The organism is Sphingomonas sp. Leaf38 (assembly GCF_001421825.1).
Lineage (GTDB): Bacteria > Pseudomonadota > Alphaproteobacteria > Sphingomonadales > Sphingomonadaceae > Sphingomonas.
In genome coordinates, this window is the sequence record NZ_LMLD01000011.1 from 1,270,549 (window position 1) to 1,287,425 (window position 16,877).

Below are 16,877 nucleotides of genomic sequence, written 5' to 3' on the forward strand. Positions count from 1 at the left end.
CGGGGAAGGATCGTTATGGGGGCGTCCCAAATCAGGCCTAATCGTCGCTTGATCTACATCTGTCATAAGATTGTCATCGTAAGGGCCGACTGCGACTCCATGGTTACATCCACATTTGCACGCGACGCGCTGACGGCTGATTCGAGCGCCAGCGACGCGGCGCCGCGTACCGGTCCCAAGCTCGATTACGCGCTGCATCCGGCGGGGCGGTGGATCTTTCTCGCGGTGCTGATCGGCGGGCTTGCCTATGCCGGGTTCAGCATCGCGTTCGACACCGCGCAGGTCGGCGAGAGCCTCGCGGGCGGCGCGTTCGCGTTTCTCGCGCTCGCGCTGTTGATCGCGCTTGGGTTCGAGTTCGTGAACGGCTTCCACGATACCGCCAACGCGGTGGCGACCGTCATCTACACGCATTCGATGCCCGCGCCGCTTGCGGTGGTGTGGTCGGGGTTCTTCAACTTCCTCGGCGTGATGCTGTCGTCGGGTGCGGTCGCATATTCGATCGTCACTTTGTTGCCGGTCGACCTGATCCTCAACGTCGGCAGCGTCGGCGGGTTCGCGATGATCTTCGCGCTGCTGCTCGCGGCGATCGTCTGGAACCTGGCGACCTGGGCGGTCGGCTTGCCCAATTCGTCGAGCCATGCGCTGATCGGCTCGATCCTCGGCGTCGGCCTCGCCAACCAGCTCATCCGCGGCGGCGCCGACGGGACGTCGGGCGTCGACATGGCGCAGGTCTGGAAAGTGCTGTCCGCGCTCGCGTTCAGCCCAATCGTCGGCTTTGTCGGCGCGCTTCTGCTGCTGCTCGTGATGAAGCGGTTCCTGCGCGACAAGGCGCTGTACGAGGCGCCCGAGGGCCAGACGCCGCCGCCGCGCGGCATCCGCGCGCTGCTGATCGGCACGTGCACCGCGGTCAGCTTCGCGCATGGCAGCAATGACGGGCAGAAGGGGATGGGGCTGATCATGCTCATCCTGATCGGCTGCGCGCCGACCGCTTATGCGCTCAACCGGACGATGCCCGAGAGCGCGACTCCCGCGTTCGTGCAGACCGCGCAGGCCGCCTCCGCCGCCTACCGCGCGCATGCCAATGGCGCGCCGGCCAGCGTCGGTGCGGCGCGCGCGCAGGTCACGCAGGCGCTGAAGACCAAGCACGTCTCGGATCCGGTCATCTATGGCGCGTTGGCCACTCTGTCGGACGACGTGTCGAGCCGGATCGCGGGCTATGGGTCGCTGGGCAAAGTGCCCGCCGCGGCGACGCCGAACCTGCGCAACGACATGTACCTCGTGCTCGATACGACCAAGCTGATCGCCGCCGACACGTCCGCGCAGAGCCGCTTCACCGCGCAGGAGATCACGACGCTCAAGAGCTACAATAGCGGGCTTGAACAGGGCACGCGCTATATCCCGACCTGGGTGAAGGTGACCGTCGCGCTGGCGCTGGGGCTGGGGACGATGGTCGGGTGGAAGCGGATCGTCGTCACGGTGGGCGAGCGGATCGGCAAGACGCACCTGACCTACGGGATGGGCGCCTCGGCCGAACTGGTCGCTGCGTCGACGATCCTGCTGGCGGTGAATTTCGGGATGCCGGTGTCCACCACGCACATCCTGTCGTCGGGCGTCGCGGGCGCGAGCGTCGCCAACGGCGCCGGGCTGCAGCGCCGGACGGTCATGAACATGGCGCTGGCCTGGGTAATGACGCTGCCGGTGGCGATGCTCCTGTCGGGCGGGCTGTACTGGCTGCTGCTGACGCTGGCGCATGCGCTGGGATATTAATCCCCGCTTTACGGCGTTGATCAGAGCCCGATCGCCAGCCTGAGCGTGATCGAGCGCGGACGGATCGGGACGGTCTGCGTGGTGGTCGCCAGCGTAAAGGGGTTGCCGAAGCCGAAGCTGTTGCCGCGTCCGTCGAGCAGATTGTCGACCGTGACCGACCAGTGGCGCGCACCATCGTCGAGGGTCGCGCCCGCGCCGAGAGTCGCGTAATCGCCCGCGGGACGATCGAGCAGCGGATCGAAGCTCAGTCGAGTCTGGCCGATATAACGCACCGTCACATACCCGCGCGTGGGTATCGCGTTCAGCGCGAACCGCCGCGTGACACTCAGCCGCGCCGAATAATCGGGGACGACCGGCAAGCGGCGATCGACCTGCTCAGTACGCTCGGTCGCAGGCGAGGTGAGCCGCGCACGTTGGATCGTGGTACCGAAGTCGATCATATAGGGCTCTGCGTCGAACCGCCCGCCAAACTCGACGCCGTAGTTCGTCGCGTCCCCCGCATCGACCGTTCCGAACAACCCATCCGAGCCGACCACGTCGCTGCGAAGATGCTCCCAGACAGATCCAAAGATCGCCCCGCTGAGACTCAGCCGATCGTCCAGCCCGCGAATACGCCAGCCGAGTTCGATGCTCTGCAATTCGTCGCCGGGGATGCGCCGTTCGTTGCTGATCGTCGCGCGCGTGACACCAGCCGGGCGAATGGCGCTGGCATAACGCAGCCAGACCATCCCGGCATCGTCACGATGCCAGCTGAGCGTACCGCTCGGGGTGATGCCCAGCTTGGTGGTGCTCTGCTCGTCGGGGCCCTGCTGCTCGATGTCGTTCACCGTCACGAAGCCTCGCAGGCCGATCTTCAGGTCGAGCGCGGACGACAGTCGCTGCGTGCCCTCCGCGAACATCGCCGCCTCGAACACCGCTTCCTTGTCGTCGCGTGCGATTGCGCGGGTCGCATCCGTTTCGAAGCGGCCTTTGAGGCGCGTGGTCGCATGCAGGATCGACGCGCCGACGATCCAGGGGTGGCGCGCCATCGGGTCGCTGAGCCGGACCTCCTGAGTCAGGAGCCGGATCGCCCGATCCTCGACATAGGCAACGGGCGCGGCCGTCCCGAGTGCCCCCGCCAGAATGCTGGCATCGTAGGTGCTGCCGAATTCATGCGAGACGATCGAGGTGGTCGACTGCGCGTCGAGGCTGCCGATCGGGCCGTGTACATCGAGCGAGCCCGACACGAAGTCATTGTCCTGCGGTTCGGCAAGAGCGGTCGCGCGCGCGAGCCCCTTGGTCGCGTACTGGCTGTCGCGCGCCTCTATAGACTGCGCGACAGCGCTCGCGGTCGCGCTCCAGCCATTGCTGATCGCCCAGCGCAGTGCGGCGCGACCGCCACGGCGGGTGGTTCGGTTGACATCGCTCTTGTCTCGGCCGGTGTCATCGATCCAACCGGGCATCGTCTCGGTCCAGCCCGACGCGCGTAGGGCGAGCGTCCCGGTGACGATCGGCAGGTTGAGCGTCGCGTCGAGCGCGCCCCCGAACGCGCCGTTGTTGATGCCGGTCGCTTCGCCCGCGACGCTGCCGGAAACGTCGTCGAGCTCGGGCGCGGCGGTGACGATGCGGATCACGCCGCCAAGCGCGCCGGTGCCGTACAGCGTACCCTGCGGTCCGCGAAGAATCTCGACGCGGTCGATGTCGACCATCCGCAGATCGGGATCGGGCGAGGAATAGCCTATCCGCGCGTCGTCCAGATACAGGCTGACGAGCGACTGGCTGGTGCCATTGAATGCGCTGTCGGCGACACCGCGCAGGAACACGCGATCACGGCCGGGGCCGAGATTGGTCGAAAACGCGCCGTCGGTGGTCGCGAGCAGATCGACCAGGCCACGCTTGCCGGCGAGCCGGTCGAGCGACGGGCCGCCGAGGATGCTGATCGACGCGGGCAGGTCCGATAGCCGTTCGTCGCGCTTGCTGGCGGTGACGATGATATCGCCACCTTCGATGATCGGCGGTGCGACGGCATGCGGGGAGTCCGGCCGACGGGGCAGCGGTTCGATCCGCCAGGTTGCTACATCGATTTGGACCGCGCGCAGATGCGTTCCCGCGAGCAATCGCTTCAGCGCCTGCGCAACATTGCTGGCGCGCGTTGTCTTCCGGGGCGGCGTATCGGGTAGTGCGCCGGCCATGCCGATCGAGATGCCGGTCTGGCGGGCGAGCGCGTCGAGCGCGATCCGCAGCGATCCGGCGGGAAGGACGATGCGCGCGGGGTTGCTGCGCGGGGGCTCAGCGTGAACCGATGCGCTCGATATGGACGACGCCGTCAGCGCGACGCAGGCGCAGCGGCAGTACCGCACGAAGCTGATCGAGAAGCCGCGAGCCGTCGCCAATCGTCAAAACCCCGGAAAAAACCAGTCCAGCGGCGGACGGATCGACCACCAGCGGGGCGCGGGCATACCGCGATATGTCGGCGACAACCAGCGTCAACGGCGCGCCGTCATAATCGAGGCGGCCGTCGCTCCAGTCCGCCACCGAGGCCGGTGAGATATTGCGACGCTCGGCGATCCCGACGGCGGGGTCGATGTCGATCCGCTGGCCCGCGGTCAAGGTGGTCGGCGGGCTGCCGTCGTCGACATGCGGCGAAACACGGACGCTGCCCTCGGCGACCGCTACCGAAATTCGTCCCTGCGCATTGACGACGGCAAAGCGCGTGCCGATGTCCTGGATGTCATAGCCGCCGGCGCGAACGATCACCGTGCGCGATGGATCGTGACGCACGGAGAAGCTGGCCGCGCCGTCCGCGATCTCGATCAATGGGGTCGTGCCGCCCGACACCGACACGCGCGAGCCGCGATCGAGCCGCATCGCACTGCCATCGGCCAGCGTGATTGCGCGCGTGTCACCGGCGTTGGTGGCATAAAGCTGCACGGCGCGATCCCCGGTATTCGCGACGGGCGACATGACGAAGAGCAATGCCAGACCCGCAGCGAGGGCACCGCCGGTACCGCCCGCCATCCAGCGCCAGCGGGACGAACGCGCGACAGGAGGTCGGTCGGCGAGGCGGTCGTCGTTTGCCGGGAGCACAGCGGCGATCGCCGGGGCCGCCGCGCCGATCTCTGCATCGAGTAGCGCGACCGAGTCGTAGGCAGCGCGGTGCGACGGATCGGCGGCGAGCCAGTCGCCGAAGCGCGCCCAGTCCATGTCGGGCGCATCGATCCGCGCGTGCCAGGCGGCCGCCGCGTCAATCGGATCCTGGGTCGTTGCATCCATCACGGCACCCTCGTTCCGAGCGGATGCCGCCCGCTCGCCTGATAGACGCCACCACGGGCAGCCCACCGCAGTCCGGCGCTAAACTCAATCATTCAGCGCCTTTCTGAGATGGCGCAGCGCGACCGCGACATGCTTTTCGACCGCGCTACGGCTGATGCCGAACTCGGCGGCGACCTCGGCGTGCGACAGGCCGTCGATCTTGTGGCGGCGAAACACGCGCATCGCGCCTTCGGGCGGACCGGCGAGCGCGGCGGCGAGTTGCGCGATCCGCTGGCGTCCGGCGACTGCATCGAACGCGGACGGTGCGTCGTCGACCGCCTCGGCACCGCCCATGATGGTCGTCGTCGCATCGACATAGCCGCTGTCGCGCCGCACCCGCCGGCCGTTCGCGCGGACGCGGTCGAGGACGATGTTCATACCGATCCGGTGAAGATACGCGACCGGATTGGCAATCGGACCCGCGATAGGTTCGGCGATGTGCAGCCAGATCTCCTGCACGACGTCTTCGGCGTCCGCGACGCTGCCCGTCCGCCCGGTGAAGAACCGGATGAGCTGCAGGCGATGCGCCGCAAGGACCGCCGACAGACCGGCGGGCCGAAGAGGGTCCGTGTCGGCTACTGCATGGCTCCGAACGTCATCATGCGGGTCTTGCCCGTTGACCGATCGGAAGTCGCCCCCGAAATGTCGGCGCCGGTCAGGCTTGGCGCAACCCGGTGACCATTCGCCAGGTCAGGACGATCGCGATTGCGACGAGCAGCACCGCGCCCGCCACGAACGAAAGGTAGAAGAGCGGCGCATGCCATGGCGACGCCGCCACCGTCTGCGGTAGGTCGAGCAAAGCGTCCTGCTCGCTCCGCGTCGCGCGCACGATTGGTGTGACGAAGCGCGGCGTTTCGTCTGCGATGAAGAGCTGTGGCGCGATCGCGGTCATCGTCCCGTTCCTTGCTGATACCGTCGGGTGTGATCGATCGCGGGTGCGGCGCCGTAGAGCGCGAGCAGCGCGTCGAAATGATCGTCCATCGTTCGGACCGGGCGGCGGCGCTGCACGGAGGCCGTGATCGTGCGAGCCACGGCGAGGATCGCCTCGGCCGCGTCCTGCGCATCCCCCGAGCGATACCGCGCGCCATCGTTTGCGCAGGCGAGATCGGCCGCGCCGCCCCGGTCGGGTGCGATCAGCGTCAAACCCGACGCGATCGCCTCGGCGGCAACGAAGCAGAATGTCTCCGCCTCGCAACCATGGATCAGCGCGTCGGCGCTGGCCATCAGCCGCGCCACCGCGCCGCGATCGCGGACCGGCTCGAGCAGGCGGACATGTGGATTGTCGCCGATCGCCTCGATCACGCGCCGCTGGCGAGAGCCACCGCCGATGATCAGCAACCCGACCGGCGCCTGCGTGCCGGCGATCGCTGCGGCCTGCGCGACCATGTCCCAGCGTTTCTCGGGTGCATGGCGCCCGACGCCGATCAACAGCAGCGCATCCTCGCCAAGTCCGCACAGCGCGAGCATCTCGCGGCGCAGCGCGGGATCGCGCAGTCGTGGCGAGAACTGACCCGGCTCGACGCCCATCGGATCGGTCGTCACTTTCCGCAGACCGCCCTCGCGCAGCCGCTGCGTCAGGCTTTCGCTCGCGCTGACGATATGATCGAACTGCGCGTCGAGCCGCCGCAGATGGCGCCAGTACCAGTCGAACGCACGATCGATCGCGTGCGTAGACGCGACGTTGCCGAACCAGCGATAGGCATAAGCGGACAATGGGTCGGCATGCGCGATCAGCGAGAGCCGCGCGCGCGATCCCGACCGCGTCCGCCAGTCCGCGACCATCGACGCACTGCGCCACGGCGACGACACCTCGACGACATCCGCATCCTCTTCGTCGAGCATGGCGTGGAGCGCGTCGCGATCGGCGAAATAGCGGTAGGACCGGTCGAGCGGAAAGCGTGGCGAGCGCAGCCAGCGTACGCGCGCATTGGGCCCGCGCCGTTCCTCGCGATCCTCTTCGCCCGGCGCGATCACGACGATCTCGTGACCGCGGTCGGCGAGCGCGACCAGCTTGCGATCGATATAGGTCCGCACCCCGCCGCCAGTCGGCGTGTAGAACGCGCAGACGTCGACGATCTTCATGCTGCCACCGCCAACGGGACCTGCTCGGAGACCAGTTCGGCATAGCGCGACACGGTACGGCGTTCGGCGAGCGTGCGAAGCGTGCGGTCAATGCTGGTCAGCAGCGACTGCTTGGTTATGTCGCCGGGATGCACCGCGACGCGCATCGTCGGCATCCAGTCGGGCAACATGCGTGCGGCGGCGGCGACAGCGAGCGAACTGGCGGTGCGCGCGGGCGAGCGGCTGGCCCAGGTCACGACCGGACCGCGCGCAACGATCGCGCCGGTCCGCGGCTGCCAGACCCTGACATGATCCTCGGCCAGCGCGAAGTCGCAGGCTTTCAGCGCGGCATGCGCGCCCGGACCATAGAGCCAGGCGGGGGCGATGAATCCGGCGACGGGGCGGCCGATGGCCTGTTCGACCATATCGCGACCGGCGCGCATGCGGCGTTCCGCCTCGCCCGCGTCGAGCCCGAGAAACTCGCCTTCGCCAGCGGTCATGTAGCGTGCCTTCAACGCGCTGGCACCGATGCGATGCGCACTCGTGTCGCGATGGTACCAGCCGTGAAGAAACATCTCGACGCCCGCATCCGCCCAGTCGCGCAGCCGCCGGACGAACGCGGGGGACTGATCGATCCGCGCGCTGCCCCAGTGATCGGGCACCACGAGCATCGCGAACCGTGGCCCGCCCAGGATCGTCGCGATCCGCTCGGCAAGCATAGCGATCGGCAACGCGAATGTGGGCGACACGTCGTGGATCGATACGATCAATCGCCTGTCGGCAGGGGGCGCCCGTAACGACGCCCGATCGGCACTGTCGGTCTGCACGATATTCTCGCTCTCGTTCGTCATGGCAACACTGTCGACGGGACGGCACGGCGGATCCGCGTCCGCAGTCCTGCCCCCTCCTTGCCAAAAATTTATTTCACCGCAGCGACAGCAGCGGCTGGGGCCAGCCGCAAACGGCGGCGTCGTTCGGCCATGATCACGGTTTGCCTGCCCGTCTCCCATCCCGCCGACGTGCGATCGGCAAGATGTCCCGGACCCCGTATCGTTCGAAGGAGAGCCGCATGAGCGACAGGCCGATACCGCTGGGACTGCCGCCGCTGGCGCGCGTACATCTGCCGCCGCTGACGCCGACGATCGTGCGCAAGAATGTCCTCGGCCGCTGGCTCGCACCCGTGCTGTCCGCCGCGATCCTGATCGCCGCCTTGTGGCAACTGCGCGGGATCGACGTTCGCGAGATGCTGCGCATAGTGCCGCGCTCGCCGCTGTTCTGGACGATCTTCGCGCTCGGCTATCTGGTCACGCCGTTCAGCGAATGGGTGATCTATCGCCGGTTGTGGCAGTTGCCGCCGATCGGGATCCTGGCGCTGCTGCGCAAGCGGATCAGCAACGAGATCGTCCTTGGCTATTCGGGCGAACTGTATTTCTATGGCTGGGCCCGCAAGCACGCGACGATGGTCGGGACGCCGTTCGGCGCGATCAAGGACGTCGCGATCCTGTCGGCGGTGGTCGCCAATGTCTGGACGCTCGCGCTCGCGCTGGTCAGCTGGCCGACGCTCGGCGCGCTGCATCTGGGCACGGATGCCAAGGTGATGACGCTATCGGCGGCCAGCATGGCGATCCCGTCGCTCGTCACGCTCGTTCTCCGCAAGACGCTGCTGACTTTGCCGCGGCACGAACTGCGCCGGATCGCGGTCATTCACGTCGTCCGGATCGTCGCAACCACGCTGTTCGCCGCGGTGCTGTGGGCAGTGGTGATGCCCGCCGCGCCGCTCGCCTGGTGGCTGGCGTTGGCCACCCTGCGCCTGCTGGTGTCGCGCCTGCCGCTGTTGCCCAACAAGGACATCGTGTTCGCCGGGCTGGTGGCGTTCACCGTCGGGCGGACCTCGGACGTGACCGCGGTGCTGACGATGATCGCCGGGCTCTGGCTCATCACTCATCTGCTGCTCGGCGCCGTGCTAACCGCCGTCGAACTCGTGACCATGGAGCGTACCACGTGATCCTGCTTGCCCTGTTGACCCTCGCGGTGACGCCGCCCTCGACCCCGGCGCTCGGTACCGCCGAAGCGCGCTGCCGTCCGCACGAGCAGGGGCCGGCGTTGATCGTCGACGTGGACGGACTGAAGGACCGTGTCGGCGGGCTCCGCGCCGAACTCTATCCGGCGAAGGACGGCGATTTCCTTGCCGACGACAATGTGCTGATCGGGCAGGGCAAGGTGTTCCGGCGCGCAGTTGTGACCGTGCCGGCGGCGGGAATCGTGTCGCTGTGCCTGCGCGTTCCTGCGCCGGGCGCCTATGCGCTGAGCGTCGTCCATGCGCGCGACGGCGGTCACGGTTTCAGCCTGCTGCACGACGGCATCGGTTTTGCGAGCAACCCGAGGCTGGGGCATTCGAAGCCGCACGCCAATCAGGCGACGGTCGTCGTCCATGACGGCGTGACGACGACGCATGTCGTGATGAACTATCGCAGCGGGCTGTTCTCGTTCGCCCCGATCAAGCGGTAGCCGCGCTTTTTCCCAACCTGCTTCGCATAGGACGATATCATGCTTCGGTATCTCACGACGCTTGTCGTGGCCGCAACGATGCTGGCGACCGTCTCGCCTGCCGCCACCCCCGCCGCACGCGCCGTCACGCTGATGACGTATAACGTGCACGGCCTGCCCTGGCCGATCGTCGAGGACCGCTCGTCCGCGTTGCAGGCGATTGGCGACCAGTTGAAGATCATGCGCGACCGGCATGTCCAGCCCGGCATCGTCGCGGTCCAGGAGGCGTTCGTCCCCGAGGCCAAGGCGATCGGCCGGACTGCGGGATATCGCTATGTCGCGTTCGGCCCGGCCGAGGATGCGGATGGCGCCCGCGCGCCGGGTGATGGCGGGTTCGTCGCGGATGGCAGCAGGCTGGTCGGCGAGCGGCTCGGCAAGCATGTCGACAGCGGCTTGGCGATCTTCTCCGACTATCCGATCGTTGCGGTGCGACGCATGGCGTACCCGGTGTGCGCCGGATATGACTGCCTCGCCAACAAAGGCGCGCTGGCGGCGCTGATCGCGGTGCCCGGGATCGCCACACCGATCCTGGTAATCGACACGCATCTCAATTCGAACGGCGCATCGGGCGCCGCAAATACGCGGGCAATCTATGCCTATCGCCGGCAGCTCGATCTGCTTTCGAACTTCATCGCCGCCCTGGGCGCGGGTGATCGGCCGGTGCTCGTCGCGGGCGATTTCAACGTCGGTCGCGACCTGGCCCGGCGTGCGCATTTCGATCTGCGGATGTTCGGCGGGAGCGACCTGCTTCAGGCCGCCGCCGTCACGTGCAGCACCGCACCGGCCTGTCCGGTCGCCCAACCGCTGGCGATGGCAGAATCGCTCGGCCGGGCGAAGGACTGGCTGATGTATCGCGCCTCGCCAACGATCGCGATCACGCCCATCGCGCTGGCCGCACCGTTCGGCCGCCGCGCCGATGGTTCGATGCTGTCGGATCACATCGGCATCGTCGCGCAATATCGGATCGAACGGCGCGCTGCCCCGCAATCGGCAGTGGTAGATACCGCCAGCCGATAGTGTGGCGCTGCAATCCTCCCCCGCCGGGGGAGGACAGCCGACGCCGGGTTACAGCACGCGGTTGATCAGGTTTTCGATCCGCTCCTGCTGCCCCGAAACCGGCTTCGGATCGATGCCGCGCTCGACCGCCAGGTCGGCGATCCCGGCAAGGTCCAGCCCGCCGATCGCGCCGCCGAACTCGCCGTCCCAGCCTGCATAGCGCTTGGCCTTGATCGCATCGATCCGGCCGTCCTCGATCAGCTTGGCCGCGTTCAGCAGGCCCTTCGCGACGACGTCGATCGCGCCGACATGGCCGTAGAACAGGTCGGCCGGGTCCATGCTCTGGCGCCGCACCTTGGCGTCGAAGTTGAAGCCGCCGGTCGTGAACCCGCCGGCGCGGATGATCTCGAGATTGGCGAGCGTCAGTTCCTCGACCGAGTTGGGGAATTGATCCGTGTCCCAGCCATTCTGCGGATCGCCGCGATTGGCATCGATCGACCCGAAGATCCCCAGCGCCGCCGCGATCGCGATCTCGTGCTCGAAGGTGTGGCTGGCCAGCGTCGCATGGTTCGCCTCGATGTTCACCTTGACCTCGTTCTCCAGGCCGTAGCGCTTGAGGAAACCGTACACCGTCGCGGTGTCGAAATCGTACTGGTGCTTGGTCGGCTCGAACGGCTTGGGCTCGATCAGGATCGTGCCGGTGAAGCCGATCTTGTGCTTGTGCTCGACGACCAGGCTCAGGAAGCGGCCGAAATTGTCGAGCTCGCGCTTCATGTCGGTGTTGAGCAGCGTCTCATAGCCTTCGCGACCGCCCCACAGCACATAGTTCTGGCCGCCCAGCCGGTGCGTCGCCTCGAGCGCGTCGCGCACCTGCATCGCGCCGAACGCGAACACTTCCGGATCGGGATTGGTCGCGCCGCCTGCCGCAAAGCGCGGATGGCTGAACAGGTTGGCGGTGCCCCAGAGGAGCTTGCGACCCGAGCTGGTCTGGAGCTGTTCGAGATGGTCGACCGCTTCGGCGAAGAATTTGCGGTGCTCGGTGATGTTGGCGGCATCGGCCATCACGTCGACGTCGTGGAAGCAGTAATAGGGCACGTCGAGCGTCTTGAAGAAGTCGAACGCGACCTCGCGCTTCATCGCCGCGGCGGCGCTGTCATTGGCACCGCGATGCCAGGGCCGATCGAACGTGCCGCCGCCGAACACGTCGGAGCCGGGCCAGCAGAAGGTATGCCAGAAACACGCGGCGAACCGGAGATGATCCTCCATCCGCTTGCCAAGGACCATCTTGTCCTTGTCGTAGAAGCGATAGGCCAGCTCGTTGGTGCTGTCGGGGCCCTCATATTTGATCTGGGGAATATCGGCGAAGAAGTCGGACATCGGGATTCCTACGATTTTGGCGTGATGCGGGAATAGGCGTGGCGGAACGCGGCCTTTTTCTCGGCGAGCGCGGAGACGAGGGCAGGGTCGGGGACGATGCTGTGCGAGACGGGGGGCGCGACGCAGATGTCGGCGGGGTCGCCGCCGTCGACGCCGAGCTGGGCAAGCCGTGCCGCGCCCAGCGCGGGGCCGACTTCGCCGCCCTCGAGGTAGACGAGTTCGACCTCCATCGCCGCGGCGATCACCTCGCCCCAATAGCGCGAGCGTGCGCCACCGCCGATGACCGCGAGCCGCTCGACGACGGTGCCCGCCTCGCGCAGGACATCGAGACCGTCGGCGAGCGCGAACGCGACGCCTTCGAGCACCGCCTGCGACAGGCGGCCGGCATCGGTGTCGTTGTCGAGACGCAGGAACGCGCCGCGAACTTCGGGGTCGTTGTGCGGCGTGCGCTCGCCCGACAGATAGGGGAGGAAGAGCTCGGGGCCACACGCGGGGCCGGCGGCCTCGGCGCGTGCGAACAGGTCGGCGGCGCCGGCGGCACCGGTGATCCGCGCGACCCAGTCGATGCACGACGCGGCCGACAGGTGCACCGACATCTGGTGCCACATCCCCGGCAACGCATGGCAGAAAGCGTGGACCGCGCGATCGGGGTTGGGGCGGAAGTCGCTGGTCGCGACGAAGATCACCCCCGACGTCCCGAGCGACAGCAGCGCGTCGCCGTCCGCGACCACGCCGACGCCGACCGCGCCGGCTGCATTGTCGCCGCCGCCTGCCGCGACCGGCACCTGCCGCATCCCCCAGAGCTCGGCGACCGCGGCGGTCAGCGTGCCGGTGATCTGCGTGCCCTCGTACAGCCGGGGCATCTGCGCCTGCGTCAGTCCGCACGCGCCGAGCAGCGCGTCGCTCCAGCAGCGGCCATCGACGTCGAGCCACAGCGTGCCCGCGCTGTCGGACAGGTCCGAGGCCTTGTCGCCGGTCATCAGCAGCCGGACATAATCCTTGGGCAGCAGCACGGTGGCGATCTTCGCGAAGACGTCCGGTTCATGCTCGCGCACCCACAGCAACTTCGGCGCGGTGAAGCCGGGCATCGCGATGTTACCCGCAATCGCGCGGAGGTCGGGAACGGCACGCTCTAGCGCCGCGCATTGCGCGAAGCTGCGGCCGTCGTTCCACAGGATTGCCGGGCGCAGCGGACGGTCGTCGGCGTCGAGCAGCGTGGCGCCGTGCATCTGGCCGGCGAGCCCGACACCCCGCACCGAACGGCGGACACTCGGGTCGATCGCCTGCACCGCGGCGGTGGTCGCCTGCCACCATGCGTCGGGATCTTGTTCGGACCAGAGCGGGTGCGGCCGCTGCACGGTCAGCGCGGCCGTGCCCTGGCCCACCACGCTGCCATGCGTGTCGAGCACCACGGCCTTGACACCCGAGGTGCCGATATCGATTCCGAGGAACATCAGTTGACGAACGGATCGATGGTCGGGATCGAGCCGTCGGGTGCGAACTTCAGCTCGGTCACCTTGACGTTGCGGAGGTGGTTCTTGTTGCTCAGCTGCGTGTCCGCATAGAACAGCCACCATTTCTTGTTCCATTCGATGATCGAATGGTGGCTCGTCCAGCCCTGCACCGGCTTCAGGATATGGCCCTTATAGGTGAACGGACCATAGGGGTTGTCGCCGGTCGCATAGTTTAGGAAGTGCGTGTCGCCGGTCGAGTAGGTGTAGTAATATGTGCCGCCGCGCTTGAAGACCCAGGACGCCTCGAAGAAGCGGCGTTCATGGTCGCCGCCCAGCACCGGCTTGCCGGCCTCGTCGAGGATCTGGACGTCGCGCGGCGTCTCGGCGAAGCTCTTCATGTCGGGGTTGAGCTTGGCGATCTTGCCCGACAGCGCGGGCTGGTCGTCCTTGCCGAGGTCGGTGTCCGAGCCGTTGGCGTCGAACTTGCCGTCCTTCCAGCGCTGGAGCTGGCCGCCCCAGATACCGCCGAAATACATGTAGCTGGCGCCGGTCGCGTCGGTGAACACCGCCGGATCCATCGAGAAGCTGCCCGCGATCGGCTTTGGATCAGCCTTGAACGGTCCGGTCGGGCTTTTCGACGTCGCGACGCCGATCCGGAACGTGCCGAGGCCGTTCTTGTCGAGCGCCTTGTCGCGGACCGGGAAGTACAGGAAATACGTGCCGTTCTTGTAGGCAGCATCGGGTGCCCACATCTGCTTCGACGCCCAGGGTACCTGCTTCACGTCGAGCGCGACGCCGTGCACCGTCACCGGGCCGCCGATGCGGTCCATGCTCAGGACGCGGTAGTCGCGCATCGCATATTGATTGCCGAGATCGTCGTCGCCGATGCCCGCATCGATGTCATGGCTGGGATAGACGTAGATCTTGCCGTTGAACACGTGCGCGGAGGGATCGGCGGAGTAAATGCTGCTGACCAGCGGTTGCGACAGATAGCGTTTGCCGTCGGGGCTGCGCGGGTCGCTCTTGGCGGTGCCCGACGCAGTTTTGGAGGCCGACGGGGCGGTGGGCGCGGCGGTCTGTGCCAATGCAACGCTGCCGCCGAGTATCAGCGGCAGGCCCATGACGAGAGCGGGTAGACGAATCTGCATGACCGTTCGATCCTTCCTAATGTGAGCGATCCTCTGCGAGATCTGCCCTCCGCCTTGTCACGGAAATAGCGCTACCATAACAGGCCGCTCAGGTCGGGCAAGCGGACTTTGAGGGGCGCGCCGTCGCCCGTCGCCGCCGTACCTATGCACCGGCCACCCCGGACGCCGCAGTTCGAGGACGGTCGAACGTCGACGGCCATTTCCTGCGACGAGCGGTTGCGCTAACGCTACGCCCGATGGAAACCACTTCCCCTCCGGCGATCAGGCCGTCGCGTCGCGCGGGCGGCGCACCCACGATCAGCGACGTCGCGCGACGCGCCGGCGTCTCGCCGATGACGGTGTCGCGTGTCATCAACGGCGAAAGCAACGTCCGTCCGGTCACGCGCGACGCGGTGAACGCCGCGATCACCGCGCTGAACTATGCGCCCAACCCCGCCGCGCGCAGCCTGGCCGGGGCAGGGCAGACGCGGATCGGCCTGCTCTACAGCAATCCGAGCGCGGGCTTTCTCAGCGAATTCCTCCTCGGCAGTCTCGATCAGGCGGCGCGCAGCGATGTCCAGATCATCGTCGAGAAATGCGACCTCGGCGAGCATGAGCTCGAGGTCACTCGGCATCTGATCGCGGGCGGGATCGACGGTATCGTCCTGCCGCCGCCCTTGTGCGAGGCCGAGGCGATCCTCGACCTGCTCACCGAGGCGCGGATTCCGACGGTGTCGGTCGCCAGCGGGCGGCCGTCTGACGATGTCCTGGCCGTCCGGATCGACGATCGCGAGGCGGCGCTGACGATGACGCGCCACATCATGGCACTCGGCCATCGCCGGATCGGCTTCATCACCGGCAATCCTAATTTGTCGGCCAGCGCGCGTCGCCTCGAAGGCTATGGCGCGGCGTTGCAGGAAGCGGGGATCGCGGTCGACGAGACGCTGATCCAGCCCGGGCTCTACACCTACCGATCGGGGCTCGACGCCGCCGAGGCGCTGCTCTCGCTCCCCGAGCCGCCGACCGCCATTTTCTCGTCCAACGACGACATGGCCGCCGCCACCGTCGCGGTCGCGCATCGCCGCGGGCTCGACGTGCCGGGCGACCTCACCGTGTGCGGGTTCGACGACACCATCATGTCGACCGCGATCTGGCCCGAACTGACGACGGTCTACCAGCCGATTGCGGACATGGCGCGAATCGCGGTCGAGATGCTCGTCGGCGCCATCCGTCGCCCGGCCGGAATCGCAATCGCCGATCGCCACCGATTGCTCGACTACACGCTGATCCGTCGCCAGTCGGACGCCGCACCGCGGCGGCGGCCGCGCGCGGACCAAGCGTGATCCGCGCCCGCAAAGCACGATAAACTGATGCTCGACGATGGCGCAGCGCGCTTGACGTCGGCACCGAAGATGGTAGCGATACCAGAAATACTGTACGTCGACGGATCGGCGATGGGCCAACGGGAGAGTTTTGCGTGCAACGGCAACCGGTTCGGCCCTTCCGATCGCGGGACTGGTTCGCGGACCCCGCGCGCGCCTACGACACGCCGCTCAATGAACAGGCGGGCTTCCTCGTGCTCACGGGCAAATTGTTCGACGTCGCGATCGTGAAGACCAGCGTGATCTCGCCGGCGTTCCGCGCGCGCTATCTGGAGCGCGCCGGCGCCGAGGACGTGTTCGAATCGAGCGCGATCGTGTTCGAAGGGGCGGACGATTATCATCACCGGATCAATGATCCGGCACTCGACATCGACGAGGATTGCATGCTCGTGATCCGCGGGGCGGGGCCGATCGGCTGGCCCGGCTCGGCCGAGGTCGTCAACATGCAGCCGCCGGATCATCTGATCCAGCGCGGCATCATGACCCTGCCGACGCTTGGCGACGGGCGCCAGTCGGGCACGTCGGACAGCCCGTCGATCCTGAACGCCAGCCCGGAGAGCGCGGTCGGCGGCGGCCTGTCCTGGCTGCGGACCGGCGACATCATCCGCATCGACCTCAAGGCGGGGCGGTGCGACGCGCTGGTCGACGCGGACGAGATCGCGCGGCGGCGCGGCGAACCGGCGCCGCCGATACCGCCGAGCAATACGCCGTGGGAGGAGCTGTACCGGGAAAAGACCGGGCAGCTCGCCGATGGCGCGGTGCTCGACTTCGCGGTCAAATACCGCGGCATCGCGGCGCGCACCCCGCGGCATAATCACTGACCGCTTCGAATACCAAAACCAAGACAGACGACACCAGGCCGCAACGGTCGGCGC

At 67.5% G+C, this 16,877-nt stretch carries 15 protein-coding genes; 6 read left to right on the top strand and 9 right to left on the bottom strand.

Features of this window, described 5'->3' with window-relative positions:
• Positions 1–99: 99 nt before the first annotated feature.
• Positions 100–1,767 carry an inorganic phosphate transporter gene (locus ASE88_RS13205; protein ID WP_082466535.1) on the top strand — a complete coding sequence of 556 codons (1,668 nt, stop codon included), beginning with the start codon at positions 100–102 and terminating at the stop codon, positions 1,765–1,767.
• A 20-nt stretch (positions 1,768–1,787) separates the two neighbouring features.
• Here the strand turns inward: ASE88_RS13205 and ASE88_RS13210 are convergent, their stop codons facing one another.
• From ASE88_RS13210 to ASE88_RS13240, 6 genes are all read right to left on the bottom strand, one after another.
• Positions 1,788–4,139: a TonB-dependent receptor gene (locus ASE88_RS13210; RefSeq protein WP_162233421.1), complete on the bottom strand. Its 2,352-nt coding sequence runs from the start codon at positions 4,137–4,139 to the stop codon at positions 1,788–1,790.
• Complete coding sequence (locus ASE88_RS13215; RefSeq protein WP_056478439.1) at positions 4,036–5,019, bottom strand: FecR family protein; 984 nt, start codon at positions 5,017–5,019, stop codon at positions 4,036–4,038. Before ASE88_RS13215 ends, ASE88_RS13210 begins: the two co-directional genes overlap by 104 nt.
• 84 nt (positions 5,020–5,103) lie before the next feature.
• Positions 5,104–5,604, bottom strand: coding sequence for an RNA polymerase sigma factor (locus ASE88_RS13220; protein ID WP_056478440.1), 501 nt, complete (start codon positions 5,602–5,604; stop codon positions 5,104–5,106).
• A 109-nt stretch (positions 5,605–5,713) separates the two neighbouring features.
• Complete coding sequence (locus tag ASE88_RS13230) at positions 5,714–5,950, bottom strand: hypothetical protein (protein ID WP_056478444.1); 237 nt, start codon at positions 5,948–5,950, stop codon at positions 5,714–5,716.
• Positions 5,947–7,140: a glycosyltransferase gene (locus ASE88_RS13235; protein WP_056478446.1), complete on the bottom strand. Its 1,194-nt coding sequence runs from the start codon at positions 7,138–7,140 to the stop codon at positions 5,947–5,949. The genes ASE88_RS13230 and ASE88_RS13235 overlap by 4 nt, the downstream gene beginning before the upstream one ends.
• Complete coding sequence (locus ASE88_RS13240; protein ID WP_082466536.1) at positions 7,137–7,970, bottom strand: DUF2334 domain-containing protein; 834 nt, start codon at positions 7,968–7,970, stop codon at positions 7,137–7,139. The genes ASE88_RS13235 and ASE88_RS13240 overlap by 4 nt, the downstream gene beginning before the upstream one ends.
• A 218-nt stretch (positions 7,971–8,188) precedes the next feature.
• Between ASE88_RS13240 and ASE88_RS19590 the strand changes: the two genes are divergently transcribed.
• From ASE88_RS19590 to ASE88_RS13255, 3 genes are read left to right on the top strand one after another with little or no spacing between them, the layout of a single operon-like run.
• Positions 8,189–9,124: a hypothetical protein gene (locus ASE88_RS19590; protein ID WP_235527938.1), complete on the top strand. Its 936-nt coding sequence runs from the start codon at positions 8,189–8,191 to the stop codon at positions 9,122–9,124.
• Entirely contained in the window at positions 9,121–9,627 is a 507-nt protein-coding gene (locus ASE88_RS19595; RefSeq protein ID WP_056478448.1) for a DUF2141 domain-containing protein, read from the top strand. Before ASE88_RS19590 ends, ASE88_RS19595 begins: the two co-directional genes overlap by 4 nt.
• Positions 9,628–9,666: 39 nt before the next feature.
• Positions 9,667–10,683, top strand: coding sequence for an endonuclease/exonuclease/phosphatase family protein (locus ASE88_RS13255; protein ID WP_056478450.1), 1,017 nt, complete (start codon positions 9,667–9,669; stop codon positions 10,681–10,683).
• Positions 10,684–10,731: 48 nt separating this feature from the next.
• Here the strand turns inward: ASE88_RS13255 and xylA are convergent, their stop codons facing one another.
• From xylA to ASE88_RS13270, 3 genes are read right to left on the bottom strand one after another with little or no spacing between them, the layout of a single operon-like run.
• Complete coding sequence (gene xylA / locus ASE88_RS13260) at positions 10,732–12,039, bottom strand: xylose isomerase (RefSeq protein WP_056478452.1); 1,308 nt, start codon at positions 12,037–12,039, stop codon at positions 10,732–10,734.
• Positions 12,040–12,047: 8 nt separating this feature from the next.
• Complete coding sequence (gene xylB, locus ASE88_RS13265; protein WP_056478454.1) at positions 12,048–13,493, bottom strand: xylulokinase; 1,446 nt, start codon at positions 13,491–13,493, stop codon at positions 12,048–12,050.
• On the bottom strand, positions 13,493–14,641 hold the full coding sequence (locus ASE88_RS13270; RefSeq protein ID WP_056478456.1) for a glycoside hydrolase family 43 protein: 1,149 nt from the start codon (positions 14,639–14,641) through the stop codon (positions 13,493–13,495). The genes xylB and ASE88_RS13270 overlap by 1 nt, the downstream gene beginning before the upstream one ends.
• A 236-nt stretch (positions 14,642–14,877) precedes the next feature.
• On the opposite strand from ASE88_RS13270, the gene ASE88_RS13275 reads away from it, so the two are divergent.
• The gene (locus tag ASE88_RS13275; RefSeq protein WP_056478458.1) at positions 14,878–15,963 is read left to right on the top strand and encodes a LacI family DNA-binding transcriptional regulator; all 1,086 of its coding nucleotides are present in this window, start codon (positions 14,878–14,880) and stop codon (positions 15,961–15,963) included.
• 134 nt (positions 15,964–16,097) lie between these two features.
• Entirely contained in the window at positions 16,098–16,823 is a 726-nt protein-coding gene (locus tag ASE88_RS13280; protein ID WP_414893768.1) for a dihydroxy-acid dehydratase, read from the top strand.
• Positions 16,824–16,877: the final 54 nt, after the last annotated feature.